19 protein-coding genes are annotated in these 23,429 nt (G+C 66.7%); 9 read left to right on the top strand and 10 right to left on the bottom strand.

The annotated features are described in order from the left end of the window. Nucleotides 1-58: 58 nt before the first annotated feature. The 3 genes from AC6LJ2_RS20065 to AC6LJ2_RS20055 all read right to left on the bottom strand — a co-directional run bounded on the left by AC6LJ2_RS20065 (nucleotide 59) and on the right by AC6LJ2_RS20055 (nucleotide 2,131). Complete coding sequence (locus tag AC6LJ2_RS20065) at nucleotides 59-712, bottom strand: CoA transferase subunit B (RefSeq protein WP_263910554.1); 654 nt, start codon at nucleotides 710-712, stop codon at nucleotides 59-61. 12 nt (nucleotides 713-724) lie between these two features. Then, the gene (locus AC6LJ2_RS20060; protein WP_445658426.1) at nucleotides 725-1,423 is read right to left on the bottom strand and encodes a CoA transferase subunit A; all 699 of its coding nucleotides are present in this window, start codon (nucleotides 1,421-1,423) and stop codon (nucleotides 725-727) included. Nucleotides 1,424-1,681: 258 nt separating this feature from the next. Beyond that, a complete protein-coding gene (locus tag AC6LJ2_RS20055; RefSeq protein WP_263910553.1) occupies nucleotides 1,682-2,131 on the bottom strand; it encodes an acyl-CoA thioesterase in 450 nt (149 codons plus the stop codon). Between the two features lie 112 nt (nucleotides 2,132-2,243). Between AC6LJ2_RS20055 and AC6LJ2_RS20050 the strand changes: the two genes are divergently transcribed. The 4 genes from AC6LJ2_RS20050 to AC6LJ2_RS20035 all read left to right on the top strand — a co-directional run bounded on the left by AC6LJ2_RS20050 (nucleotide 2,244) and on the right by AC6LJ2_RS20035 (nucleotide 6,290). Continuing rightward, the gene (locus AC6LJ2_RS20050) at nucleotides 2,244-3,890 is read left to right on the top strand and encodes a 4Fe-4S dicluster domain-containing protein (protein WP_263910552.1); all 1,647 of its coding nucleotides are present in this window, start codon (nucleotides 2,244-2,246) and stop codon (nucleotides 3,888-3,890) included. A 15-nt stretch (nucleotides 3,891-3,905) separates the two neighbouring features. After that, the gene (locus AC6LJ2_RS20045; protein WP_498152021.1) at nucleotides 3,906-4,751 is read left to right on the top strand and encodes an NAD(P)H-binding protein; all 846 of its coding nucleotides are present in this window, start codon (nucleotides 3,906-3,908) and stop codon (nucleotides 4,749-4,751) included. A 70-nt stretch (nucleotides 4,752-4,821) separates the two neighbouring features. Next, complete coding sequence (locus AC6LJ2_RS20040; protein ID WP_498152020.1) at nucleotides 4,822-5,949, top strand: cytochrome P450 family protein; 1,128 nt, start codon at nucleotides 4,822-4,824, stop codon at nucleotides 5,947-5,949. Next, nucleotides 5,946-6,290 (top strand): antibiotic biosynthesis monooxygenase family protein, encoded by a 345-nt coding sequence (locus tag AC6LJ2_RS20035; protein ID WP_263910547.1) that lies wholly within the window; start codon nucleotides 5,946-5,948, stop codon nucleotides 6,288-6,290. The genes AC6LJ2_RS20040 and AC6LJ2_RS20035 overlap by 4 nt, the downstream gene beginning before the upstream one ends. 26 nt (nucleotides 6,291-6,316) lie before the next feature. Here the strand turns inward: AC6LJ2_RS20035 and AC6LJ2_RS20030 are convergent, their stop codons facing one another. Then, nucleotides 6,317-7,015: a response regulator transcription factor gene (locus AC6LJ2_RS20030; RefSeq protein ID WP_263910546.1), complete on the bottom strand. Its 699-nt coding sequence runs from the start codon at nucleotides 7,013-7,015 to the stop codon at nucleotides 6,317-6,319. 66 nt (nucleotides 7,016-7,081) lie between these two features. Between AC6LJ2_RS20030 and AC6LJ2_RS20025 the strand changes: the two genes are divergently transcribed. From AC6LJ2_RS20025 to aptA, 4 genes are all read left to right on the top strand, one after another. Then, nucleotides 7,082-9,118: a sensor histidine kinase gene (locus AC6LJ2_RS20025; RefSeq protein ID WP_498152019.1), complete on the top strand. Its 2,037-nt coding sequence runs from the start codon at nucleotides 7,082-7,084 to the stop codon at nucleotides 9,116-9,118. 235 nt (nucleotides 9,119-9,353) lie between these two features. Further along, nucleotides 9,354-11,789: an autotransporter domain-containing protein gene (locus tag AC6LJ2_RS20020; protein ID WP_263910543.1), complete on the top strand. Its 2,436-nt coding sequence runs from the start codon at nucleotides 9,354-9,356 to the stop codon at nucleotides 11,787-11,789. A 210-nt stretch (nucleotides 11,790-11,999) separates the two neighbouring features. Further along, nucleotides 12,000-12,881, top strand: coding sequence for a GntR family transcriptional regulator (locus tag AC6LJ2_RS20015; RefSeq protein ID WP_498152018.1), 882 nt, complete (start codon nucleotides 12,000-12,002; stop codon nucleotides 12,879-12,881). A gap of 105 nt (nucleotides 12,882-12,986) precedes the next feature. Next, the gene (aptA, locus tag AC6LJ2_RS20010; RefSeq protein ID WP_498152017.1) at nucleotides 12,987-14,318 is read left to right on the top strand and encodes an omega-aminotransferase AptA; all 1,332 of its coding nucleotides are present in this window, start codon (nucleotides 12,987-12,989) and stop codon (nucleotides 14,316-14,318) included. Nucleotides 14,319-14,395: 77 nt separating this feature from the next. Here aptA and ltaE read toward each other — a convergent pair whose 3' ends face one another. The 6 genes from ltaE to AC6LJ2_RS19980 all read right to left on the bottom strand — a co-directional run bounded on the left by ltaE (nucleotide 14,396) and on the right by AC6LJ2_RS19980 (nucleotide 22,375). Then, nucleotides 14,396-15,406, bottom strand: a complete 1,011-nt coding sequence (ltaE, locus tag AC6LJ2_RS20005; protein WP_263910537.1) for a low-specificity L-threonine aldolase — start codon at nucleotides 15,404-15,406, stop codon at nucleotides 14,396-14,398. A 46-nt stretch (nucleotides 15,407-15,452) separates the two neighbouring features. Next, entirely contained in the window at nucleotides 15,453-16,340 is an 888-nt protein-coding gene (locus AC6LJ2_RS20000; RefSeq protein WP_263910536.1) for a DMT family transporter, read from the bottom strand. Nucleotides 16,341-16,479: 139 nt separating this feature from the next. After that, nucleotides 16,480-18,459 (bottom strand): acetate--CoA ligase, encoded by a 1,980-nt coding sequence (gene acs, locus AC6LJ2_RS19995; RefSeq protein WP_263910535.1) that lies wholly within the window; start codon nucleotides 18,457-18,459, stop codon nucleotides 16,480-16,482. Between the two features lie 270 nt (nucleotides 18,460-18,729). Then, nucleotides 18,730-19,953 carry an MFS transporter gene (locus AC6LJ2_RS19990; RefSeq protein ID WP_263910783.1) on the bottom strand — a complete coding sequence of 408 codons (1,224 nt, stop codon included), beginning with the start codon at nucleotides 19,951-19,953 and terminating at the stop codon, nucleotides 18,730-18,732. 128 nt (nucleotides 19,954-20,081) lie between these two features. Further along, nucleotides 20,082-20,489: a heme-binding protein gene (locus AC6LJ2_RS19985; RefSeq protein WP_025137160.1), complete on the bottom strand. Its 408-nt coding sequence runs from the start codon at nucleotides 20,487-20,489 to the stop codon at nucleotides 20,082-20,084. After that, nucleotides 20,486-22,375 (bottom strand): propionate--CoA ligase, encoded by a 1,890-nt coding sequence (locus tag AC6LJ2_RS19980; protein WP_263910534.1) that lies wholly within the window; start codon nucleotides 22,373-22,375, stop codon nucleotides 20,486-20,488. Before AC6LJ2_RS19980 ends, AC6LJ2_RS19985 begins: the two co-directional genes overlap by 4 nt. A 311-nt stretch (nucleotides 22,376-22,686) precedes the next feature. On the opposite strand from AC6LJ2_RS19980, the gene AC6LJ2_RS19975 reads away from it, so the two are divergent. Beyond that, entirely contained in the window at nucleotides 22,687-23,346 is a 660-nt protein-coding gene (locus AC6LJ2_RS19975; protein WP_263910533.1) for a C40 family peptidase, read from the top strand. The last annotated feature ends 83 nt before the right edge of the window (nucleotides 23,347-23,429 follow it).

The following is a 23,429-nucleotide window of genomic DNA, read 5'->3' as shown; positions in this document are numbered from 1 at the left end:
GCTGGCCCCAATGAAAAACGCCCCTTGCGGGGCGTTTTCGTTTTCAGGCCAGCGGCGTTTACTTGACCGCCGACACGTCCAGCTTGGCGCCGGTCTTGGACTGGATTTCATCCACCGTCACGCCCGGCGCCGTTTCCAGCAGCTTCAGGCCGTTGTCGGTGACTTCCATCACGCCCAGGTCGGTGATGATCAGGTCGACCACGCCCACGCCGGTCAGCGGCAGGTTGCATTCGGGCAGCAGCTTGATGTCTTCGGTGCCGTCCTTTTTCTTGGCCACGTGTTCCATCAGGACCACGACGCGGCCGACGCCGGCCACCAGATCCATGGCGCCGCCCATGCCCTTGACCATCTTGCCCGGGATCATCCAGTTGGCCAGGTCGCCCTTTTCGGACACCTGCATCGCGCCCAGGATGGCCAGGTTGATCTTGCCGCCGCGGATCATCGCGAACGAGTCTGCCGACGAGAAGATCGACGAGCCAGGCAGCGTCGTGACCGTCTGCTTGCCGGCGTTGATGAGGTCGGCATCGACCTCGGCGTCGGTCGGGAACGGACCAATGCCGAGCAGGCCGTTTTCGGATTGCAGCCAGACTTCGACGCCCTTGGGCACGTGGTTGGCCACCAGGGTCGGCAGACCGATACCCAGGTTCACGTAAAAACCGTCTTGCAGCTCGCGCGCGGCGCGCGCCGCCATTTCATCGCGGGACCATGCCATGTCGTGTTCTCCTTAGGCCGGGCGAGTGGTGCGTTGTTCGATGCGCTTTTCCGGATTGGCGTTCAGCACGATCCGGTGCACATAGATGCCGGGCAGGTGGATCTGGTCGGGGTCCAGGCTGCCGGTGTCGACGATCTCTTCGACCTCGACCACGGTGAACTTGCCGGCCATGGCCACGTTCGGGTTGAAGTTGCGCGCCGTCTTGCGGAACACCAGGTTGCCGCTGCGGTCGGCGATGTGCGCCTTGACCAGCGACACGTCCGGCACCAGCGAACGTTCCATCACGTATTGCTGGCCGTCGAATTCGCGGATTTCCTTGCCGTCGGCCACGATGGTGCCCACGCCGGTGCGGGTGAAGAAGGCCGGAATGCCGGCGCCGCCCGCGCGCAGCTTTTCAGCCAGCGTGCCCTGGGGCGTGAATTCAAGTTCGAGTTCGCCCGACAGGTACTGCCGTTCGAATTCCTTGTTTTCGCCCACGTACGACGCGATCATCTTGCGGACCTGGCGAGTATTCAGCAGCTGGCCCAGGCCGAAGCCGTCGACGCCCGCGTTATTGCTGATGCAAGTGAGGTCCTTGACGCCCGAATCGCGCAACGCGGCGATCAGGGCCTCGGGAATGCCGCAAAGGCCGAAACCGCCCACGGCGATCATCTGGCCGTCCTTGACGATGCCTGCCAGCGCCTCCTGGGCGCTTGCAAAAACCTTGTCCATCGCTCCAACTCCTAATTAAGGTCGAACTGAAGAGAGCCACGCGTGGCGGCGAGCCCTGTTTTTCCTTGAGGCGCGGCTGCCGGTGACGCTTGCCGGCGGCATCGCAGCGGGGCCCGATGCCTGCCGGGTCGCGTCGCCGAGGGTGGCGCGCCCTTTTATTTCTATTATGGTTTGCGCTTGATTTTAACGGCATGCCCGGCAAATGCGCGCGCTGTTTCAAACAGCGCCACAAAGCCGGACCAAGCGCCACGCCTTGAACTACGCCGCCGGCTGGAACTGCGTGGCCATCCTGGCCAGCACTTCGGGCGGCCACGGTGCGGACGTATTGGCCACGTAATCCATCCAGACCAGCACGTTGCGGCCGCGCGCGTAGGGGCCGGCATCGTCGCCGACCTTCTCGAGCAGCAGTTCGAATTCGGCGCTGGAGCGGCCGATGCGAGTGACCTTGTGCGTGACCCGCACGGTCGCCGGATAGGTCAACGGACGCAGGAAATCGCAGGATGCATGGGCCAGGATGGCGCCATCATTGGCCGGCAATTCGAAGCCCGCGTCGTACAGGATCTGCATGCGGGCCTCTTCCATGAGGCGAAAGTACAGCGTGTTGTTGAGGTGGTTCAAGGCGTCGGAGTCGCCCCAACGCAAGGGCAAATCCACTTGATGGGTGTCGCCCACCGCCAGAATCCGCGCAGACTGAGTGTCCGGGTTCACCAATTGCTCCTGAAGACTGAAAGAAATGCGAAGACGTAGAAGGTCTCCGCCTGCAATACAATCGCCGATAATACTTCCAGCCATATATGGAATACATACGGGGAGCTTTGCAATGTCTGAACGCGAGTCGATGGAATATGACGTGGTCGTGGTTGGCGGGGGACCCGCCGGCCTGGCCACCGCCATCCGTCTGAAACAGCTGGCCGCTGAGAAAAACCAGGAAATCGGCGTCTGCGTCCTTGAAAAAGGCGCCGAGCTGGGCGCGCATATCCTGTCCGGCGCCGTCATGGACCCGCTGGCGCTGACCGAACTGATCCCCGACTGGAAGGAAAAAGGCGCGCCGCTGAACGTGCCCGTCACGCAGGACAAGTTCCTGTTCCTGTCGCAGAACGGCGCGCGCGCCACGCCGAACTGGCTGCTGCCGCCCTGTTTCCACAATGAAGGCAATTACATCGTCCGCCTGGGTGACGTCGTCAAGTGGCTGGGCGAACAGGCCGAGGCGCTGGGCGTGGACATCTTCCCCGGCTTTGCCGCGGTTGAAGTGCTGTACGACGAAAACGGCGCCGTGCGCGGCGTGGCCACCGGCGACATGGGCGTGGCCCGCGACGGCAGCCATACCGACCACTACCAGCCCGGCATGGAACTGCATGCGCGCTACACGGTGTTCGCCGAAGGCGCGCGCGGCCAGCTCGGCCGCCAGCTGATCGACCGCTACAAGCTGGACGACGGCCGCGACCCGCAAGCCTACGGCATCGGCATCAAGGAAATGTGGGAAGTCGACCCGGCCCAGTCCAAGCCCGGCCTGGTGATCCACACCGCCGGCTGGCCGCTGGATGCCGACACCTACGGCGGCTCGTTCCTCTATCACCTGGACAACAACCTGGTGGCCGTGGGCATGATCGTCGGCCTGGATTACGCCAACCCCTGGCTGTCGCCGTTCGACGAATTCCAGCGCTACAAGACCCACCCGGCCATCCGCGGCACCTTCGAAGGCGGCAAGCGCATCGCCTACGGCGCGCGCGCCATCACGGCCGGCGGCCTGCTGTCGCTGCCCAAGCTGACCTTCCCGGGCGGCGTGCTGGTCGGCTGTGAAGCCGGCTTCCTGAACGCTTCGCGCATCAAGGGCAGCCATGCCGCCATCAAGTCGGGCAAGCTGGCCGCCGAAGCCGCGTTCGACGCGCTGGTCGCCGACCGCCGCCAGGACGAGCTGGCCGCCTACCCCGAAGCCTTCAAGGCCTCGTGGCTGCACGCCGAACTGAACAAGGCGCGCAACTTCAAGCAGTGGTTCAAGAAGGGCCGCACCGTGGCCACGCTGATGACCGGCATCGAGCAGTTGGTGTTCAAGGGCAAGATGCCCTGGACCCTGCGCCACAGCAAGCCGGACCACGCCTGCCTGCAGCCGGCGTCGCAATGCGCCCGCATCGACTACCCCAAGCCCGATGGCAAGCTGACCTTCGACAAGCTCAGCTCGGTGTTCATCTCGAACACCAATCACGATGAAAACGAACCCGTCCACCTGACGCTGAAAGACCCATCGGTGCCGGTGCAGGTCAACCTGGCCAAGTACGGCGGACCGGAATCGCGCTACTGTCCGGCCGGCGTGTACGAGTTCGTCAAGGACGACCACGGCGACGACCGCTTGCAGATCAACGCGCAGAACTGCGTGCACTGCAAGACCTGCGACATCAAGGACCCGACCCAGAACATCGTCTGGGTGGCCCCGCAAGGCGGCGAAGGGCCCGTCTACAGCGGCATGTGACCGGCGCCGCGCAACATGGCTGAACGCGTGCTCTTCATCGGTTGCGGCGACCTCGGCCAACGTGCCGCCCGTCTGCTGCTGGCGCGCGGCGACCAGGTTTTCGCGCTGCGCCGCCACCCGCCCGCGGACGACGCCAGCGGCATCCACTGGCTGCAAGGCGACATCACCCGGCCGGATGGCCTGCCGGCCCTGCCGGCCGGCATCACCCGCGCGATCCATGTCGCCACCGCCGGGGCACGCGACCCCGCCGCCTACCGCGGCGTGTTCGTCGACGGACTGAACCGCGTGCTGGACGCGCTGGATACGTCCCAGGTCGAACGCGTGGTGTTCGTGTCGTCCAGCGCGGTCTATGGCGAACACCACGGCGACTGGGTCACCGAAGACACGCCGCCCGCGCCGCAAGGCTTCAACGGCCGCATCCTGCTCGAGGCCGAAGCCGCACTGGCCGCACGGCCGCTGCCGCACACCACGATCCGCTTTGCCGGCCTGTACGGCCCCGGCCGCCTGCAATTGATCGAACGCCTGCGGGCAGGCGCGGCCGGCGCGCCGACCCAGCCGCCGCATTGGGCCAACCGCATCCACATCGACGACGCCGCGGCCGCCATCGCCCACCTGGCGCGGCTGCCCGACGCGCAGCCGGTCTACATCGGCTGCGACGACACCCCGCTGCCGCTGCACGTGCTGTACGCGGACCTGGCCTGCCTGATCGGCGCCCCCGCCCCGGCCGAAGCCCCCGCCCCCGCCAACATCGGCAGCAAGAAACTCAGCAACGCCCGCCTGCGGGCCAGCGGCCTGACGCTGCAATGGCCCGACTCGCGGGCCGGCTATGCCGCGTTGCTGGCTGCCGCAGCGCAGGCATAGTTCGGCCGCCAACGAATCGTTGCATGAGCGGCAGGGAGATACTGGCCCCTGTTTCCCCGCCGGACCTGCCATGCCAGCCCCTGATCCGCTCGATCCGCTCCAGGCGGTCGTACATCCCGATCCCTATCCCTATTACCGCGCGCTTGTCCGCGACCGACCGCTGTACTACGACGCCTCGCTGAGCCTGTGGGTGGTGAGCCGTCCCGCGCTGATCCTGGAGGTCATGCGCCATCCCGCCGCACACGTGCGGCCCGTGGCCGAGCCGGTGCCCAACAATGTTTGCGGCGGCCCGGCGGGCGCGCTGTTCGGCCAGTTCGCGCGCATGACGGACGGTGAATCGCACGCCCGGATCAAGCCGCTGCTGGCCGCTTTCCTCGCGCGGCAATCGCAACAAGCCTGTACCCCACGATGGCCTGATCTGCAAACAGCGTCAGGCACCGGCCCTTGCGCGGCGGATGTCGATCGCTATCTGCATGCCGCCCCCGTCCACGCGCAGGCCGCGTTCCTGGGATTGGCGCCCGACATCCTGGAAGGGTGCGCCCGCGACATCCGCGATTTCCTCGCGGCGCTGACGCCCGCCGCGCCGGCCCCTGTCATTGCGGCCGCACACGTCGCCGCCCGGCAATTGTCGGCAACCTTGCACGCCCATCTGACACACCCTGACGCCAGCCCGGCCCTGCGTGAACTGCGCCATGACGGCGCACGCGCCGGCCTGCCCGCCACCATGCTGGCCGCCAATCTCGCGGGCCTGTTGTTCCAGTCCTGCGAGGCGGGCGCCGGTCTGCTGGGCAACGCCCTGGTGCTTGCCGGCCGGCAAGGCGCATCGGCCCCATGGACACCGACACAGGCCCAAGCCTGGGTGGACGCAACGCTGCGGCAAGATCCCCCCATCCACAACACGCGCCGTTTCCTGGCCGAATCCGCCCACATCGGCGGCCAGCGCATCGAGGCCGGTGCCACCGTGCTGCTGGTGCTGGCCGCCGCCGCGACCGTGCAGCCTCAGTCCCACTGGACCTTCGGCGCCCTGGCCCATGCCTGTCCCGGTCGCGACCTGGCGCGCCAGCATGCCGCAGGTGCATTGGTCCATCTGCTGCGGGCGGGCGCCGATGCCTGCGCGCTGGCGGCGCGCGTTCGCTATCGCCCCCTGCCCAATGCCCGTATTCCCCTGTTTTCCTATTCCAAGGACACCCTCCCATGATCGCCGTGATATTCGAAGTCGAGCCCGCCGAGGGCAACCCCGATCCTTATCTGCGCATCGCCGCCCGCCTGATCGATGAACTCAAATCCATCGATGGCTTCATCTCGGTCGAGCGCTTCCAGAGCCTGTCCACGCCGGGCAAGCTGCTGTCGTTGTCGTTCTGGCGCGATGAAGAAGCGGTCAAGCGCTGGCGTTCGCTGGAATCGCATCGCCAGGCGCAGGAGGCCGGGCGCGGCGGCGTGTTCGCCCATTACCGGCTGCGCGTGGCGCAGGTGCTGCGCGACTACGGCATGCACGAACGCGGCGAGGCGCCGGACGACAGCCGCGCACGGCACGGCTGAGCCGGTCAGGCCATCGGGAACGGGGATCAGGCCTGGACTCGCGCGGCCTGGTAGAAGCAGTAACCGCTGTTGCGCAGGGTCTTGACGGGCAGCGCCTGGCCGCTGGCCGCCTCGACACGACGGCGCAAGCGCCGCATCTGCGTGTCCAGGCGGCGCTGGTCGTAGTCGAGGTAATCGGCGCCCAGGGCTTCGACGATCTGCCGGCGACTGATGTTTTCGCCGGGCTGGTCCATCAGGCAACGCAGCACCGTCAGGTCCTGCTGCGACAGCGGCACGGCGGGCGCGCCTGGAATGAGCAGCCGGCGCGGGCCGACATCCAGCACCCAGCTGTCGGGCCCCGGGTTCGACGCGGACCGCGGCAGGCCCAGACGCCGCACCAGCGCGGCCAGCGTGGCCGCAAGCTCATCCAGGTCGCATCCCTTGCCCAGGTAGTGGTCGGCCCCCATGCCCAACCCCATGATCCTGTCCGGGCTGGTCTGGCGCGCGCTGAACACCACGATGCCCACCTGCTGGCCGTCGCGGCGCAGGCGCTGGATCAGGTCCAGGCCGCAACCATCCGGCAAACCGATGTCGATGACGGCCAGGTGGTGCCGGCCGGCGTCGAAATGTTGGTCGAATTCCTGCAGGCTGGATACGCACAGCGGTGCGTAGCCCAACTCGTCGAGAAACTCGCCAAGCTCTTGACGCAGCACGGGTTCGTCTTCGAGGAGAATGACTTCAAGCATGGAGTGCGGCGGCGGATTCCCCCGGCCCTGATGTAATCTTGCCGGCTGCACGGGAATCATGACTTGATGAGACGGAATCATTATCCCACGGCGCACGCGTGGCTGTGGCTGCTGGCATTGTTGATCGCGGCCATGGCGGCCGCGGCCCCCGCTCGTGGCGAGCCGCTGGTCCTTGATGGACAGGCGCGGATGCTGTACGCGGGCGGTCACCTCGAACGGCTGGACGACGCGAGCGGCAAGCTCGGGGCCGCGGATGTCGCCCAGGCAGCCGGCTGGACCACGCTGCCCGACAGCTTGAGCGCGGGCTTCACGCCCGCGACGGTGTGGCTGCGCCTGCCGGTGCGGGTGGACCGCATTCCCCAGGGCGGATGGATGCTGCGCCTGAGCAATGCGCTGCTCGATGACGTGCGGGTCTATATGGGCCAGGACGGCTATTGGACATTGCTGGGACGCAGCGGCGAAGACCTGCCGCGCCAGGATTGGCCGGTGGACTACCGCAGCCCCGTGATCTCGTTCGAGCCGCCCGCCCCCGGCAACTACGTCATCCTGGTGCGGCTGCAAAGCAAGAATGCGCTGGCGACCCGGCTGGAAATCTGGCAGCGCCTGGCCTACGACAACCAGTCCCGCCGCGAAGGCCTGATGTTCGGCCTGTACTTCGGTTTCTATCTGCTGCTGATCTGCGCGCACGGGGCCTTCTGGCTCGTGACTCGCGCCTCGATGAGCGGCCTGTTCCTGGCCTATATCGGCAACTGCGTCTTCAACGAGGTGCTGTCGCTGGGCCTGGTGCAGCAACTGACGGGCCTGCCGGTAGGCTGGAGCGACCGCCTGCTGGGCGTGGGCATCGCCATCAGCCTGCCGGTGGCGCTGCGTGTCGCCTTCCGCCAATTGAACCTGGCCACGCTGTATCCGCGGGCGGTGCGGTGGCTGGACCGGATCGTCTGGACCATCGCGATCGTCTGCTCGGCGCTGGTCGTGTCCGGCCACTACGCCTGGGGCGTGCAGCCCATCCAGACGCTGGCCCTGCTGGCGATCGTCGGCTTCTCGACCCTGACCGGCTACCTGCTCAAGCGCGGCTGGCGTCCGGCGCGCTTTTTCGCGCTGGCTTTCGGCGTGTTCTACATCAGCGTGCTGATCGCCTTCCTGCGCAATCTGGGCGTGCTGCCGGTCAACACGTTTACCGAATACGTGTCGACGCTGGGCACCATGCTGCACATGCTGCTGCTGAGCCTGTACATTGTCGGCCGCCATGAACGCCAACGGCGCATCCGCGAGCGGCAGCAGGCCAACCTGGCCGCGGACCTGGCGCGGCAGCACAGCCACCGGTTGGAAAAGGAAGTCGCGCTGCGCACGGCCGAGATGCAGAACGAGATCGAACGCCGCGTGGAACTGGAAGGCGAGCTGCGTACGTCGCTGGACAAAGAGCGGCAGGTGTTCGCCGAACAGCGCGACTTCGTCGCCATGGTGTCGCACGAGTTCCGTACCCCCCTGGCAATCATCACCACCTCGGCACAGCAACTGGGGCGCAACCTGGCGGCGCCGGCCGAGAAGACCCTGGCGCGCTGCGGCAACATCCGCGACGCCGCCGTGCGCCTGCTGGCGCTGGTGGATGAATACCTGACCCACGACCGCATGCGTGAACCACGGGCCGAACTGCGCCTGGCCCGTTGCGACGTGCCGGCCATGCTGGCCGACCTGGAACGGGACTTCGCACCCGGCCGCATCCAGTGCCGCTATGGCCCGGGCGAACACAGGCTGCAATGCGATGCCAGCATGCTGCATATCGCCCTGCGCAACCTGCTGGCGAACGCGGACCGGCACTGCACCGACGGGGAAGCGGTGGCCGTCTCGGTACATGCCCAGGGCGACAAGCTGCACATCGAGGTCGCCAACCCCGGCAACCGCATTCCCGCCGAAGAACAGGAACGCCTGTTCCAGAAATACTATCGGGGCCAGAACGCGCTGCGCCACCCGGGCGCCGGGCTGGGGCTGTATCTGGTGAAGGCGATCGCCGAACGCTTGGGCGGCACGGTGGTGCTGGCGGGTGCCGGCGGCGACGAACCGGTGTGCTTTCGGCTGAGCTTGCCGCAGCGCGACGCAAGGTAGGCTGACGCCGCCCCCCGATGTCGGCTGTCGACAATATGTTGCGCGAAAGCATCTGTTTGTATCTTTCGCGCCAATCCGGAAAGCCTATAATTTCAGGCATCTGAATTCATTTTCTGCCTATTTATCGGTCAATTTCCTCGTTCTTTGGCCGTCTTACAAAGCGCTCAGATTTGCTCAGATTTGGCGATGCAATGATCGGTATATTTCAGACACGAAATTTACATGGTCCCTACACATGCATCCCCGCTTCCAACTCACCCCGCTGGCGCTCGTCCTGGCCGTCAGCTTCTCGCCCCTGGCCGCCACGACCGCCTTCGCGGTAGATCTCGACGGCACGACGCAAAGCGGCAACCTCACGAATACCGGCACCGACGTCTCCATCAACATCATCAATGGCGCCACCCTGCGGGGCAACGTCATCAACAATGGCACGGTGTGGAACTCGGCCACGGGGGGCTCGGGCATCAAGGTCGACGCTTCGACCGTGGACGGTTCGATCCGCAATGAAGCCACCCGGCAGGTGACCGGCGACACGGCCATCAGCATTCGCAATGCCAGCTCGATCACCGGCGACATCGTCAACATTGGCCGCATCTCCGGCAGCTACGGCACCGGCGTGGGCCTTGAGGTGACCGGCGGCAGTACGGTCAGCGGACGCATCAGCAATAGCGGCACCATCGACGCAGGCCTCGTGGTGTCGGGCGCGACGGTTCGGCGCGGCATCACCAATACCGGCACGATCAACAGCAAGCTCGACGGTGTCGCCATTGATGTGTCGGCCGCGACCACCCCCGTGTCGATCGCCAACACGGGCACGATCAACGGCATCGTGCGATTGGGCTCGGGAACGCTGGACATCAACGGCGGCACCGTCAACGGCGTGGTCGACGGCAGCGCCGGCACTGTCAACATCAACACCGACTACACCCCGCTGGCCATCATCCGCGGCCGCGACGTCACGGTGGCCAGCTACGCCACCCTGACAATGGCCAGCTTCGAAGTGAAGGGCCTGCTGTCGGTCGCCGGCACGCTGGCCGGTTCGGGCGAAGTCGGCCCCACCACGCTGCTGGCCGGCGCGACCCTGTCGCCCGGCACCACGGCAACCCCGGTCGGCACCCTGCAGGTCAACGGCGACCTGACCTTCGACGCGAATTCGACCTACCGCGTCGACGCCACCGCCGACGGCAGAAGCGACAAAGTCCATGCGCTGGGCGTGGCCAACCTGGCCGGTTCCGTGCTGCACGTGGGTTCCGGCGGTACCTACGCGGCCTCCACCGCCTACACCATCCTGACGGCGGACGGCGGCTTGAACGGCAGCAAGTTCACCGGCGTCTCCAGCAACCTGGCCTTCCTGGACCCCAAGCTTGCCTACAACGGCAACGATGTCGTGCTGAAAGTGGACCTCAAGACCGTGCCAGTCGATCCCGGCACGCCGCCGGTTGACCCGGCCACGCCCCCGGTCGACACCGGCACGCCGCCCGCCGCCCCCGGCGGTTCGAGCGGTTCGGGCGGCGCCACCCGTCCCATCGAGTTCGCCGACCTGGCCGTGACGAGCAACCAGCGCTCGACCGCCCGCGCGCTGCAAAGCCTGCCGACCACCAATGCCCTGTACAGCCGCGTGCTGAACCTGCCTGAAGGGGCCCCGGCCGGCGTGTTCGCCGACCTGGCGGGCGAATCGCACGTCAGCACCGTATCGGCAATGCAGAACGTGACCAACAACGTGGTGAACCTGCCGCTGGCCCACCTGCACGCCAACATGAACGCCGGCTGGGTGCCCGGCCCGGCCACGGCCCAGGTCGGCCGCGGCGACGCGTCCGCCCTGCCGCGCTCGGCCGCCCAACCCATGTGGGCGCAGGTGTTCGGCAACTGGCGCACCATGGACGGCAACGGCAACGCGGCCAAGGCCCGCGAAACCGACGCCGGCCTGTTCGTCGGTGGCGACCACGGCGTAGGCAATGGCTGGCGCCTGGGCGGCGCGCTGGGCTACACCAGCAGCCGCATCACCGTGAACGATCGCTCGGCCAAGACCGACGTCGACAGCTACAGCGCGATCATCTACGGGGGCAAGGCCTTTGAAGCCGGCGCGGGCAAGCTCAACGTCAGCGCAGGCGTGGCCTACACGTGGCACGATGTCAGCAGCAAGCGCAACATCAACGCGGCTGGCCAACTGCAGGCCCTGAAGGCGGACTACAGCGCCAGCACCGGCCAGGTCTTCACCGAAGTCGGCTATGCCATCCCGCTGAACGACCGCGTCACGCTCGAACCGTTCGTCGGCGCCGACTTCAGCGACCTGCGCACCCGCGGCTTCTCGGAATCGGGCGGCGACGCCGCGCTCAGCGGCCGCAGCAACAGCAACAAGGTGGCCACCACCACCCTGGGCCTGCATGCGCAGACCACGTTCGACATGGGCCAGAACGCCGCCCGCCTGCGCGGCACGCTGGGTTGGCGCCATGCCTACGGCGATGTCAATCCGGAAACCACGATGTCGTTCGACGGCAGCCAGCCCTTCACGGTGGCCGGCACCCCGCTGTCGCGCGACGCCGCGGTGGTCGCGCTGGGCGTGGACATGGCCATGAGCAAGAGCGCCACGCTCGGCCTGGCCTATTCCGGCCAGTTCGGCAACGGCAACCAGCAGAACACGGGCACCGTGAACGTCAGCTGGCGCTTCTGAAGGCAAGATCGCTGGATATCCGCGTGCAAGCGCGGATATCGCTGGAGAGGGGCCTGGTGGGCCAACCGGGTCTCTTGGGGCGTATCGACGCAAGTCGGTACGCCTTTTTTTTCTTCCGCGCAGGGGATACCGTCCGCATGAGCGTCACCGCGGACCGGTTTGCCCTGTCCGTCCGTTACCATTGCCCCACCGCCGCCCCTGCGCTCGTCCATGCCCCCCGCCGCCCCTGCCCGCCCCACCCCGCTGCAAGTCGATCTGGCCCGCCTGATCGCCCAGGACATCCTGGCCCGGCGCTACGCGCCCGGCACGCACCTGTCCGAAGAAGCGCTGGCGGCCGACTATGACGTGTCGCGCACCCCCGTGCGCGGCGCGCTCAGGTTGCTGGCCACGCAAGGCCTGATCACGCATCGGCCCAACAGCGGCTACACCGTGGCCGACACGGGTGCCCTGCCGCCGCCGGCCATCTCCGGCTCAGGCCCGACCCAGCAAGAGTTGTACCGCCGGCTGATCGACGACCGCGCCACCCGCGTGCTGCCCGATCAGTTCACCGAAAGCGAGCTGCTGCAACGCTATCCCGCGCCGCGCAGCGTGCTGATGAAGGCGCTGCTGCAGTTGTCGGCCGACGGCCTGATCGAAAAGCGCAAAGGCCACGGCTGGCAATTCGCGCCTTCCCTGGAAAGCCGCGCGGCCCTGGATGAAAGCTACCGTTTCCGCATGGCGATCGAATGCGCCGGCCTGCTGGAGCCGACCTTCAAGCTGGACCGCAATGCGCTGGCCCGCATGCGCGCCGCCCATGAGGCCCTGGCGCAGCGCCAGGACGCCGACTTCTCGGCCACCGAATTCTTTGCCCTGAACGCGTCGTTCCATGAGCTGCTGGCGCGCTTCTCGGGCAACCGCTACATCCTGCAGGCCGTGCAGCAACAGAACCAATTGCGACGCCTGGAAGAACACGCCGCGTTCCACCGCGACGCGCGCTACGTCGGATCCACCCAGGAACATCTGGAGATCATCGCCGCCCTGGAAGCCGGCGACCAGGAACGGACAGCCCAGTTGATGCGCCGCCATTTGCAGGCTTCACGGCAGGCATCCTGACGGTCAGGGCGACCGGGACGCCAGGGATACTTTGACCCGAATTGTATTTTTCTTTGTATTAATACAAAATGACCGAACCCTGAACTTCCCGAAAACAGGATTCCCATGTCGTCGCCCGCCCCTCGATCCCCCGCCCTGAACGCCGAAGCCTATTGGATGCCCTTCACCGCCAACCGGCGCTACAAGCGTGACCCGGTACTGTTCAGCGCCGCCGAAGGCATGCATTACATCCGCCCGGACGGACGCCGGGTGCTGGACGGCATCGCGGGCCTGTGGTGCGTGAATGCCGGCCATCGCCGCCCCGAGATCGTCGAGGCGATCAGCCGCACCGCCTACACGCTGGATTACGCGCCGTCGTTCCAGATGAGCCATCCGCTGGCGTTCGAGCTGGCCGAAAACCTGTGCCAGGAGGCCCCGGCCGGCTTTTCCAATGTGTTCTTCTCGAATTCCGGTTCCGAGGCCGTCGATACCGCCCTCAAGATCGCGCTGGGCTACCACCGGGCCCGCGGCCAGGGCCAGCGCGTGCGCCTGATCGGCCGCGAACGCGGGTATCACGGCGTGGGCTTCGGCGGCCTGTCGGTGTCGGGCATCGGCGGCCACCGCAAGCCCTTCGGCAACCTGCTGCCCTACGTCGACCACCTGCCGCACACCTACGACCGCGAGCACATGGCCTACACCCGCGGTCAGCCCGACTGGGGAGCACACCTGGCCGACACGCTCGAGCGCATCGTGGCGCTGCACGATGCGTCCACCATCGCCGCGGTCATCGTCGAGCCGGTGGCCGGATCCACCGGCCTGCTGGTGCCGCCCAAGGGCTACCTGCAAAAGCTGCGGCAGATCTGCGATGCGCACGGCATCCTGCTGATCTTCGACGAAGTGATCTGCGCGTTCGGCCGAATCGACGGCGCCTTCGCATCGGCCCATTTCGGCGTCACGCCTGACCTCATCACCAGCGCCAAGGGGCTGACCAACGGCGCCATTCCGATGGGTGCGACGCTGGTGCGCCAGCCTGTCTACGACGCCTTCATGCAAGGCCCGGACAGCGCCATCGAACTGGCCCACGGCTACACCTACTCGGGCCACCCCGTGGCCTGCGCGGCCGGACTGGCCACGCTGGACATCTTCCGGCGCGAAGGCCTGTTCCAGCGCAGCCGCGAGCTATGGCGTTACTGGGAAGACGCCGCCCACAGCCTGAAGGGCCTGCCCCACGTGGTGGACATCCGCAACATCGGCCTGCTGGCCGCCATCGAACTGGCGCCGCAGGACGGCAAGCCCGGGCAACGCGGCTTCGCGGTGCACCAGGCCTGCCTGGAACGCGGCTGCCTGATCCGGGCGGCCGGCGACACCATGCTGCTGTCGCCGCCGCTCATCATCGAGCGGGCGCAGATCGACGAATTGTTCACCGGGCTGTCGGACGTGCTGCGCGCCGCGGCCTGAGGCCAGCGCCCGGCGGCACGGCCCGCCTGCCTGACAACACCCACGCCGTGGCGACGGCGTGGGCAACTGCGCACCGCTCAGCCCAGGTGGCGCGCCACGGCCTCGACCACGCGGCGCACGTCCTCGGCGGACACGTCCAGATGGGTCACCAGGCGCGTCGGGCCACCGTAGACGGCGCGCATCATGATGCCGTCGGCGGCCAGCGCCGCGGTCAGCGCGTCGCAGCGCGCCGGTTCGAATTCCGCGAACACCATGTTGGTGTCCTGGCTCAGCACGCGTACTCCCGCGATGCCGCGCAGGCCCTCGGCCAATTGGCGTGCATTGTCGTGGTCATCGGCCAGGCGGTCGACGTTGTGCTCCAGCGCATACAGGCAGGCCGCGGCCAGCACGCCGGACTGGCGCAGGCCGCCGCCCAGCATCTTGCGCCAGCGGCGCGCGCGGGCGATCAAGTCGGCGCTACCCACCAGCACGGACCCGACGGGCGCGCCCAGGCCCTTCGAAAAGCAGATCGAGACCGAGTCGAACGGTTCGCACATCTCAGCCAGCGGCTTGCCGCTGGCGACGGCGGCGTTGAAGACGCGGGCGCCATCCAGGTGCGTGGCCAGGCCGTGTCCGCGCGCCCAGTCGGTGGCCGCCCGGATGTAGCTGGCCGCAATGAGCTTGCCGTGGAAGGTGTTCTCCAGCGCCAGCAAACGAGTACGGGCAAAATGCGGATCGCCTTCGGGCTTCAATGCCGCGGCCAGTTTTTCCAGGGGCAGCGAGCCATCTTCGGCATGCTCGATGGGTTGGGGCTGGATGCTGGCCAGCACGGCCGCGCCGCCGCCTTCGTACTTGTAGGTGTGCGCGAGCTGGCCCACCAGGTATTCATCGCCGCGTTCGCAATGCGCCATCAGCCCGGCCAGGTTGCTCTGCGTGCCGGACGGGAAGAACAGGCCGGCCGCCTTGCCGGCGCGCTCGGCCACGGCCTGCTGCAAGCGGTTCACGGTCGGGTCGTCGCCCATCACGTCATCGCCCAGCGGCGCAGAGGTCATGGCCTGCAACATGGCCGGGGTCGGCCGGGTAACGGTATCGCTGCGCAAATCGATCATGAGACATCCTCGGATAGGAAACGGAATTCGTAAAAGACGGGCGGGTTCAACGGGCGCGCGCGGCCGGCGCCGCGCGGCTCACCACGAAGATGCCGGCCAGAATCAAGGCCATGCCGCCCAGCTCGGCCACCGACGGGCGTTCGGACAGCACCGCCCACGCCATCAGCATCGCCACCACGGGCACGCCCAGGCTGGACAGTCCGGCAATCGACGCCGGCACCCGCCGCACCACTTGCAGCCACAGCAGCCAGCCCGCCGCAGTGGCAATCAGCACGATGTAGGTCATGCCGGTCCAGAGCTGCCAGCCCCACTGCGCGGGAATCTGCGGCACCAGCAACGCCACCGGCGTCACCGCCAGCCCGCCGAACAGCATCTGCCACGCGGTGAACGTCATCACATCCGGCGCATGGCGGTCGAACATGCGCTTGGACAGCACGGTGCCCACGCCCCAGCACAGCCCGCTGCCCAACCCCAGCAATACGGGTTTCAGGTCGCCCAGGCCATGCCAGGGTTCGATGAACAGCACCAGTCCGATCGCCGCCAGGCCGATGCCCGCGCCATGACGCGCCGACGGCCGCTCGCCCAGCAGCCCCCAGGCAAACAGCACGACCCAGAACGGCATCGTATAGGCCATCAGCGACACCTTGCCCACGCCGCCGGACACCAACGCGGTCTGCACGAAGCCCTGGAACCCGGCGGTCTGGGTCAAGCCGATCAAGAGGGTCAGTTTCCAGGGCGGCATGGCCAGGGGCCGGCGCGTGGCGATCACCAGCGCGAACAGCACCAGCGCGCCCACCACATAGCGCAGCGCCACGAAATCGAAGGGGCCGATGTAAGGCACGATCAGTTTCATCGCGATCCAGCTGCCTGCCCACACGAGGATGGTGCTGAACATCAGGGCAAGCCCTGCGCGATCGAAACTGCTGCGGCTCACGGCGGCGTCTCCGGTAAAAGCATTGAAGGGGAACAAAACGACGATGCCCATACCGGCAAACCGGTATGGGCATCTCGCATTATGCTCCCGCGGCGCGGGATCGGCCCGCGCCGTCCGGAAGGCGGACGGCGCGCGCCGTTTACAGCGGCTTGGACAACTGATCCAGGATCGCCGGATTTTCCAGCGTCGAGACGTCCTGGGTCACTTCTTCGCCCTTGGCCACCACGCGCAAGAGGCGCCGCATGATCTTGCCGGAGCGGGTCTTGGGCAGGTTGTCGCCAAAGCGGATGTCCTTGGGCTTGGCGATGGGGCCGATTTCCTTGGCCACCCAGTCGCGCAGCGTCTTGGCGATGGCTTGCGCATCGGCGCCTTCGGGACGGGCGCCCTTGAGCACCACGAACGCCACCACGGCCTCGCCGGTCGTGTCATCGGGCCGACCGACCACGGCGGCTTCGGCCACCAGCTCGTGCGCCACCAGCGCCGATTCGACTTCCATGGTGCCCAGGCGGTGGCCCGACACGTTCAGCACGTCGTCGATGCGGCCCATGATCCAGAAGTAGCCGTCCGCATCGCGCTGCGCGCCGTCGCCGGCCAGGTAGTAGCCGCGCAATTCGGGCGGGAAGTAGCTCTTCTTGAAGCGTTCGGGGTCGCCCCAGATGTTGCGGATCATGGCGGGCCACGGACGCTTGATGACGAGAAAGCCGCCATTGCCCTGGTCGACGTCGCCACCGGTTTCGTCCACGATGGCCGCGGCAATGCCCGGCAGCGGCAGCGTGCAGGAACCAGGCTTGGTGGGCGTGGCGCCCGGCAGCGGAGTGATCATGTGGCCGCCGGTTTCGGTCTGCCACCAGGTATCGACGATCGGGCAGCGCTCGCGGCCGATGTTCTTGTGATACCACATCCAGGCTTCGGGATTGATGGGCTCGCCCACCGTGCCGATGATGCGCAGGCTGTCCAGGTCGAACTTGGACGGATGGGTTTCGGGCGCCGCCTCGGCCGCCTTGATCAGCGAACGGATCGCGGTCGGCGCCGTGTAGAAGGTGGTGACCTTGTGGCGCGCGATCATGTCCCAGAAGCGGCCGGCGTTGGGGAACGTGGGCACGCCTTCGAACACCACCTGCGTCAGGCCGGCGGCCAGCGGGCCGTAGGTGATGTAGGTGTGGCCGGTGACCCAGCCCACGTCGGCCGTGCACCAGTAGACGTCGTCCTTGCGGGCATCGAAGGTCCACTTGACGGTCAACAGCGCCCACAGCAGGTAACCCGCCGACGAATGCTGCACGCCCTTGGGCTTGCCGGTCGAACCGGACGTGTACAGGATGAACAGCGGATGCTCGGCATTGACCGGCACCGGTTCGCAGGTGTCGGGCTGGCCGGCTTCGACATCGTGCATCCAGAGGTCGCGGCTGTCGTTCCATTGCACCTTGCCGCCGGTGCGGCGGTAGACGATGACCTTGCGCACGGCCTCGCAGCCGCCCATGGCGATGGCTTCTTCCACGGCGGGCTTGAGCGGAATGGTCTTGCCCCCGCGCACCTGCTCGTCGGCGGTGATGACCAGCGAGGCGCCCACGTCGACGATGCGCTCTTGCAGGCTCTTGGCCGAAAAGCCACCGAACACCACCGAGTGCGTCACGCCCAGGCGCGCGCAGGCCTGCATGGCCACCACGGCTTCGATCGACATGGGCATGTAGATGATGGCGCGATCACCCTTCTTGTAGCCCAGCGCGGCAATGCCGTTGGCGAAGCGGCACACGCGGGCCAGCAGTTCGCGGTAGCTGACCTTGTTGACCTTGCCATCGTCGGTCTCGAAGATGATGGCGGTCTTGTCGGCATTGCCGTTGGTCAGGTGCACGTCCAGGCAGTTGGCCGAGACGTTCAGTTCGCCGTCGCCGAACCAGCGATAGAACGGCGCATTCGATTCGTCCAGCACCTCGGTGAACGGCTTGGTCCATTGCAGGTTGTCGCGGGCCTGGCCGGCCCAGAAGCCGTCGAAGTCCTTTTCGACCTGCGCACATAGCGCGTTGTAGGCGTCCATGCTGGGAATCGCGGCGCCTTGGGCCGCGCGCTCGGGCGGCGGAAAGACCCGGGTTTCTACCAGTACGGACTCAATAGCATTCGACATGATCTTGTCTCCAATCTGTGATTCTGTTGTTGATGCCGTTTTCTTTTATTGCCCACTCGCAACCGTATCGCCACGCTCTTACGGGCACCTTACGCAAAATGCGGGCCAGAGCCCGCATCACCGCAAGCGTACAACCGCCGGCCAGGGCGGCAACGGCATCGACAACCTGACTGCGCAAACGCAAACCCACCGGACGCCGCGCACTGCAAGGCGCGCGGGGCAACGTCCGGAACTTCATAAGAATATCAGTTGCGGCGAACGGCCGTGGCGCTAGGCAACACGCCGTGCCAGGCCACGCGCCATGTCCACGCGCGACAAAAGGATGAGGCCGCCCACGAAGAACAGTCCGGTCACCAGGATGGCCAGGCGGTGGTTGCCGTGCGTGAGCCAGGTGACCAGGCCGTAGGTCAATGGCCCGATGACGGCGGCCAGTTGCACCGCGAAGGTCCAGAGCGAGAAGAATTCCGCCAGGCGTCCGGCCGGCGCCAACGCGCCGGTCATCGCGCGGCCCGCGCTTTGCGTGGTACCCATGCACAGGCCCGCCAGCGTGGCGGCCACCCAGAACACCGGCGCCGTGACGGCGGCATAGGCCACCAGCACCATCACGATCCAGCCGCACAAGGTGATGGCCAATGCCGGCTTGTGGCCGATGCGGTCCTGCACGTAGCCGAACGAGAACGCGCCCGCGGCCGCGCCGATATTGACGGTGAACACCAGCAGCATGATCTGCGGGGTGCTGAAACCCATGACCTCGGACGCGTACACCGCGGCCAGGGTGATGACCACCGAGATGCCTGCCTGGTAGCAGGCGATGCACATCAACAGGCGGCGGAATTCGGGAAAGTGCTGGCCGGTTTCGCGCCACGCGAACGCCAGGCGCTTGAAGACGTCCAGCGCCTCTTTGGGTTCAGCCAGCGGCCTGGCACGCTCGCGCAAGAGGAAGAACGACGGCAACGCCGCCAACGCGAACACGGCGCAGGTCACCAGGATGACCCGGGGCACGAAATGCTGGGCGTCCAGGCCATTGGCTTCGGACAGCGTCACCACCCACAGCGACAGGCCCAGCGTGAGCATGCCGCCGCAGTAGCCGAAGCTCCAGCCCCAGCCCGACACCCGGCCCAGCGCCGACGGCCTGGCCAGCTCGGGCAGAAAGGCCGCGACCATGGATTCGCCGATGCAATAGCAGTAATTGGAGACGACGATCGCCGCCAGGGCCAGCCAGACGTCGCCCGGTCCCGCCTGGGTCAGCACCAGCGTGGCCGCCACGCAGCCGGTGGTGCTGGTGTAGAGCAGGCGCCGCTTGGCGGCGCGGGCATCGGCCCGCGCACCCAGCGTGGGCATGGTCAGCATGATGAGCAGGTAGGACAGCGACAGCGCCGCCGTCCAGGCCAGCGTGGACCACGGCGCACGGCCGGCGACCACGCCAACGAAATAGGTGCTGAACACCGCCGTGAGAATCACGGTGGTGTAGCCGGAATTGGCGAAGTCGTACATGGCCCAGGCCCAGACTTCGCGCTTGGCCACGCCGGGGTTCAGCGGACCGGAGTCCGCAGCCCCGTCGGCCGGCGCGGCAAGGCCGGCGGGCACCTGGCCCGCCGGCGGCTGCCGCGATTCTTCTGGGTTCACAGGCCCAGCGCGGCGATGCCCGCCTGGGCGATCTGGGCGTCTTCGGTGGACTTCACGCCCGACACGCCGACGGCGCCGACCACCTGGCCGTTGGCGATCACAGGCACGCCGCCTTCCAGCATGCCTTCGATCAGCGGCGCCGACAGGAAGGAGTAGCGGCCGTTGTTGATGATTTCTTCGTAGACGCGCGATTCGCGGCGGCCCAGGGCCGCGGTCTTGGCCTTGGCCGGCGCGATGTGCGAAGAGATGGGGGCGGCGTCGTCCAGCCGCAGCATGCCCAGCAGATGGCCGCCATCGTCCGACACGGCGATGGTGACCGCCCACTTGTTCTGCAGGGCGTGTGCTTCGGCCGCGGCCAGGATTTTCTTGACGTCTTCGGCGGTCAGCACGGGTTTGGTGTTCATTGCAGCGACTCCTTGATCTGTTCCAGGGCGGTGGGGTCTTCGATGGTGGTCAGGTCTCCGGGGTCGCGACCTTCGCAGACGGCGACGATCGCGCGGCGCAGTACCTTGCCGGAGCGGGTCTTGGGCAAGGCGCCCACGAACCGGATCCGGGCGGGCCGCGCCACTGCGCCCAGCTGATCTTCCACCAGCCGCATGATATCCGCTTCCAGCTGCTTTGCGCCCTCGGATGCGTCCGCCATCGCGGGATTCTTCAGCACGGCGAAGGCCATCGCCACCTGGCCCTTGAGCGCGTCGGCCACGCCCACCACCGCGCATTCGGCGATGCCGCTGTGGCTGTTGACCGATTCCTCGATCTCGCGCGTGCCCAGGCGGTGGCCCGCCACGTTGATCACGTCATCGGTGCGGCCCAGGATGAACCAGTAGCCGTCCGCATCGACCAGGCCCCAGTCGAAGGTGGAATAGACCTGGCGGCCGGGAATCGACGTGAAATAGGTCTGGACGAAACGTTCGTCGTCGCCCCAGATGGTGGACATGGCGCCGGGCGGCAACGGCGGCACGATCGCCACCACGCCTTTCTCGTTGGCGCCCAGGTCTTCGCCGCTGGACTCGCTGACGATGCGCGCATCGAAGCCATACACCGGAAACGACGGACTGCCATAACGCGTGGCCACCTTTTCCACGCCCGGCTGCGCCGACAGGATCGGCCAGCCGGATTCCGTCTGCCAGTAGTTGTCGATGATGGGCTTGCCCAGGCCTTCCGAAATCCATTGCGCCGTGGGCTCGTCCAGCGGCTCGCCCGCCAGGTACACCGCCCGCAGGGTGGACAGGTCGTGCTTCTTGAGCAGCGCCGGGTCCTGCCGCTTGAGCACCCGAACTGCCGTGGGGGCCGAAAACAGCGTGTTGACGCCAAACTGCTCGACCAGCTTCCACAGGACAGCCCCGTCCGGACGCACCGGCGTGCCCTCGTACAGCACGGTCGCCTGCCCGCCGATCAGCGGCCCATACACAATATAGGAGTGCCCCACCACCCAGCCGATGTCGCTGGTGCAGAAGAACGTGTCGCCGGCGCGGCCGTTGAACAGGTATTCCATCGACGACGCCAGCGCCACGGCATAGCCGCCCGTGTCGCGTTGCACGCCCTTGGGCTTGCCTGTCGTGCCGGACGTATACAGGATGTAGCTGGGTTCGGACGATTCCAGCCAGGTCACGGGCACGTGCACCCCATGCTGGGCGGCGCGCAGCGTGGCGTAGTCCAGGTCGCGCCCCGCCACCGGCTCGAACGGCGCCAGGCCGCGGTCGAACACGACCACCGAGGCCGGCGGCGTCTTGCACAGGGTCAGCGCCCGGTCCAGCAGCGGTTTGTAGGGCACCACCTTGCCGCCGCGCGACCCGCCGTCGGTACACACGATCACTTTGGGCGCGGCATCGTCGATGCGCTGCGCCAGGTTGACCGAGGCGAATCCGCCAAACACCACCGAGTGCACCGCGCCGATGCGGGCGCAGGCCAGCATGGTGAACACGGCTTCGGGCACCATCGGCATGTACAGCAGCACCCGGTCGCCCCGGCCCACACCCAGGTCGCGCAGCATGGCGGCGGCGGCATTGACCTCGTCATAGACGTCCTGGCGCGTGTAGATGCGTTCGCGATCGACCTCGGTCGACACCCAGATCAGGGCCGGCTTGTCGGCCTGGGTGGGCAGCCAACGGTCCACCGCGTTGTAGCAAAGGTTGGTCTTGCCGCCCACGAACCACTTGGCGAAGGGCGGCCGGGAAAAGTCCAGGACCGACTCGAATGGCGTCTCCCAGTGCACCCGGCTGGCCTCCTCGCGCCAGAACGCATCACGATCGTGGACCGAGCGGTAATGGAAATCCCTGGTTTTTTGCATTTTTGTCTCCTGTTATTGTGCATACGCCTTAAGGCTGATTGCTTTCTTTTTGAATCCTTCGGTCATTTTGGTGGGCAAACCTTGCACCAGGCTTGCCCCAGGTCAAAAAATTCTGCCACGCGTCTACGCCTCACGGGCGCCGGGCTGGTTACAGTAACGAACCAGTCTTAAAAGTTTGGTAGAATCCCCGCGAAGTTGTGACAACATATCTGTTGATTCGCTGCTTTATTCCAGCTATTCAGGTGTTTTTTAGCGTTTTTGACGCTTTATTGCTTCTGATCTGCGAAAAAGTGGCAATCATCCCCAGGCGAATGCATCGACACTCCAAAAGCGCGCGACTGAATTCATCCACTGGCCAAGCACACCGCGGTCTGCGTTTGCTGGCGCTGATGGCGTGCGTCGCGGGTCTGGCGGGTTGTGCTGGCACTCATCAAAAGTCCACCGCCTATTCGTCCGAGATCGATCCGTACGAAACGGAATGGGTCGCCACCGCCGATGACCCCATCGGCATGCTGGTGGTACAGAAATTCAAGCGTGACCGCCAGCGCACCCAATCGGGCGTCAACAGCGACAACGCCATGGTCAGCGAAGCCCTGAACTACCTGGGTATCCGCTATCGCTTCGGCGGCAGTTCCCCCGATACCGGTTTCGATTGCAGCGGCCTGGTGGCCTATTCCGCCGAACGCTCGCTGGGCCTGAAACTGCCCCGCAACGCCGCCGAAATCGCCCAGCAGGGTGTTTCTGTCGACAAGAACGAACTCAAGGCCGGCGACCTGGTCTTCTTCAACACCATGGGCCGCCGGTATTCCCACGTGGGCATCTACCTGGGCGACGACCGCTTCGTGCACTCGCCCAGCGCCGGTGGCGTGGTGCGTGTCGAAAACATGACCATGGCGTACTGGACCAAGCGCTACAACGGCGCCCGCCGCCTGGACAACAGCCTGATGGCCTCGGCCCGCGCGGCCAACTGATAGCCCCGGTGCGGCTAGCGTCGCACGACGCGCCGCCTCGCGCCATCCCCCAAACAGCAAAACGCCGCCGGACTGTCCAGTCC

It is taken from the genome of Achromobacter sp. 1014246743 (assembly GCF_059760725.1).
The sequence above is the reverse complement of the archived record's forward strand: the minus strand, read 5'-3'. Positions and strand labels throughout refer to the sequence as shown.

Bases quoted from the DNA above. Each gene is read 5' to 3' on its own strand.
- AC6LJ2_RS20015 (WP_498152018.1), top strand. From the start codon at position 12,000: ATGCCCCCCGCCGCCCCTGCCCGCCCCACCCCGCTGCAAGTCGATCTG.
- aptA (WP_498152017.1), top strand. From the start codon at position 12,987: ATGTCGTCGCCCGCCCCTCGATCCCCCGCCCTGAACGCCGAAGCCTAT.
- ltaE (WP_263910537.1), bottom strand. From the start codon at position 15,406: ATGATCGATTTGCGCAGCGATACCGTTACCCGGCCGACCCCGGCCATG.
- AC6LJ2_RS19980 (WP_263910534.1), bottom strand. From the start codon at position 22,375: ATGCAAAAAACCAGGGATTTCCATTACCGCTCGGTCCACGATCGTGAT.
- AC6LJ2_RS19975 (WP_263910533.1), top strand. From the start codon at position 22,687: ATGCATCGACACTCCAAAAGCGCGCGACTGAATTCATCCACTGGCCAA.
- AC6LJ2_RS20065 (WP_263910554.1), bottom strand. From the start codon at position 712: ATGGCATGGTCCCGCGATGAAATGGCGGCGCGCGCCGCGCGCGAGCTG.
- AC6LJ2_RS20020 (WP_263910543.1), top strand. From the start codon at position 9,354: ATGCATCCCCGCTTCCAACTCACCCCGCTGGCGCTCGTCCTGGCCGTC.
- AC6LJ2_RS20060 (WP_445658426.1), bottom strand. From the start codon at position 1,423: ATGGACAAGGTTTTTGCAAGCGCCCAGGAGGCGCTGGCAGGCATCGTC.
- AC6LJ2_RS19985 (WP_025137160.1), bottom strand. From the start codon at position 20,489: ATGAACACCAAACCCGTGCTGACCGCCGAAGACGTCAAGAAAATCCTG.
- acs (WP_263910535.1), bottom strand. From the start codon at position 18,459: ATGTCGAATGCTATTGAGTCCGTACTGGTAGAAACCCGGGTCTTTCCG.
- AC6LJ2_RS20025 (WP_498152019.1), top strand. From the start codon at position 7,082: ATGAGACGGAATCATTATCCCACGGCGCACGCGTGGCTGTGGCTGCTG.
- AC6LJ2_RS20040 (WP_498152020.1), top strand. From the start codon at position 4,822: ATGCCAGCCCCTGATCCGCTCGATCCGCTCCAGGCGGTCGTACATCCC.
- AC6LJ2_RS20030 (WP_263910546.1), bottom strand. From the start codon at position 7,015: ATGCTTGAAGTCATTCTCCTCGAAGACGAACCCGTGCTGCGTCAAGAG.
- AC6LJ2_RS20045 (WP_498152021.1), top strand. From the start codon at position 3,906: ATGGCTGAACGCGTGCTCTTCATCGGTTGCGGCGACCTCGGCCAACGT.
- AC6LJ2_RS20050 (WP_263910552.1), top strand. From the start codon at position 2,244: ATGTCTGAACGCGAGTCGATGGAATATGACGTGGTCGTGGTTGGCGGG.
- AC6LJ2_RS19990 (WP_263910783.1), bottom strand. From the start codon at position 19,953: ATGTACGACTTCGCCAATTCCGGCTACACCACCGTGATTCTCACGGCG.
- AC6LJ2_RS20035 (WP_263910547.1), top strand. From the start codon at position 5,946: ATGATCGCCGTGATATTCGAAGTCGAGCCCGCCGAGGGCAACCCCGAT.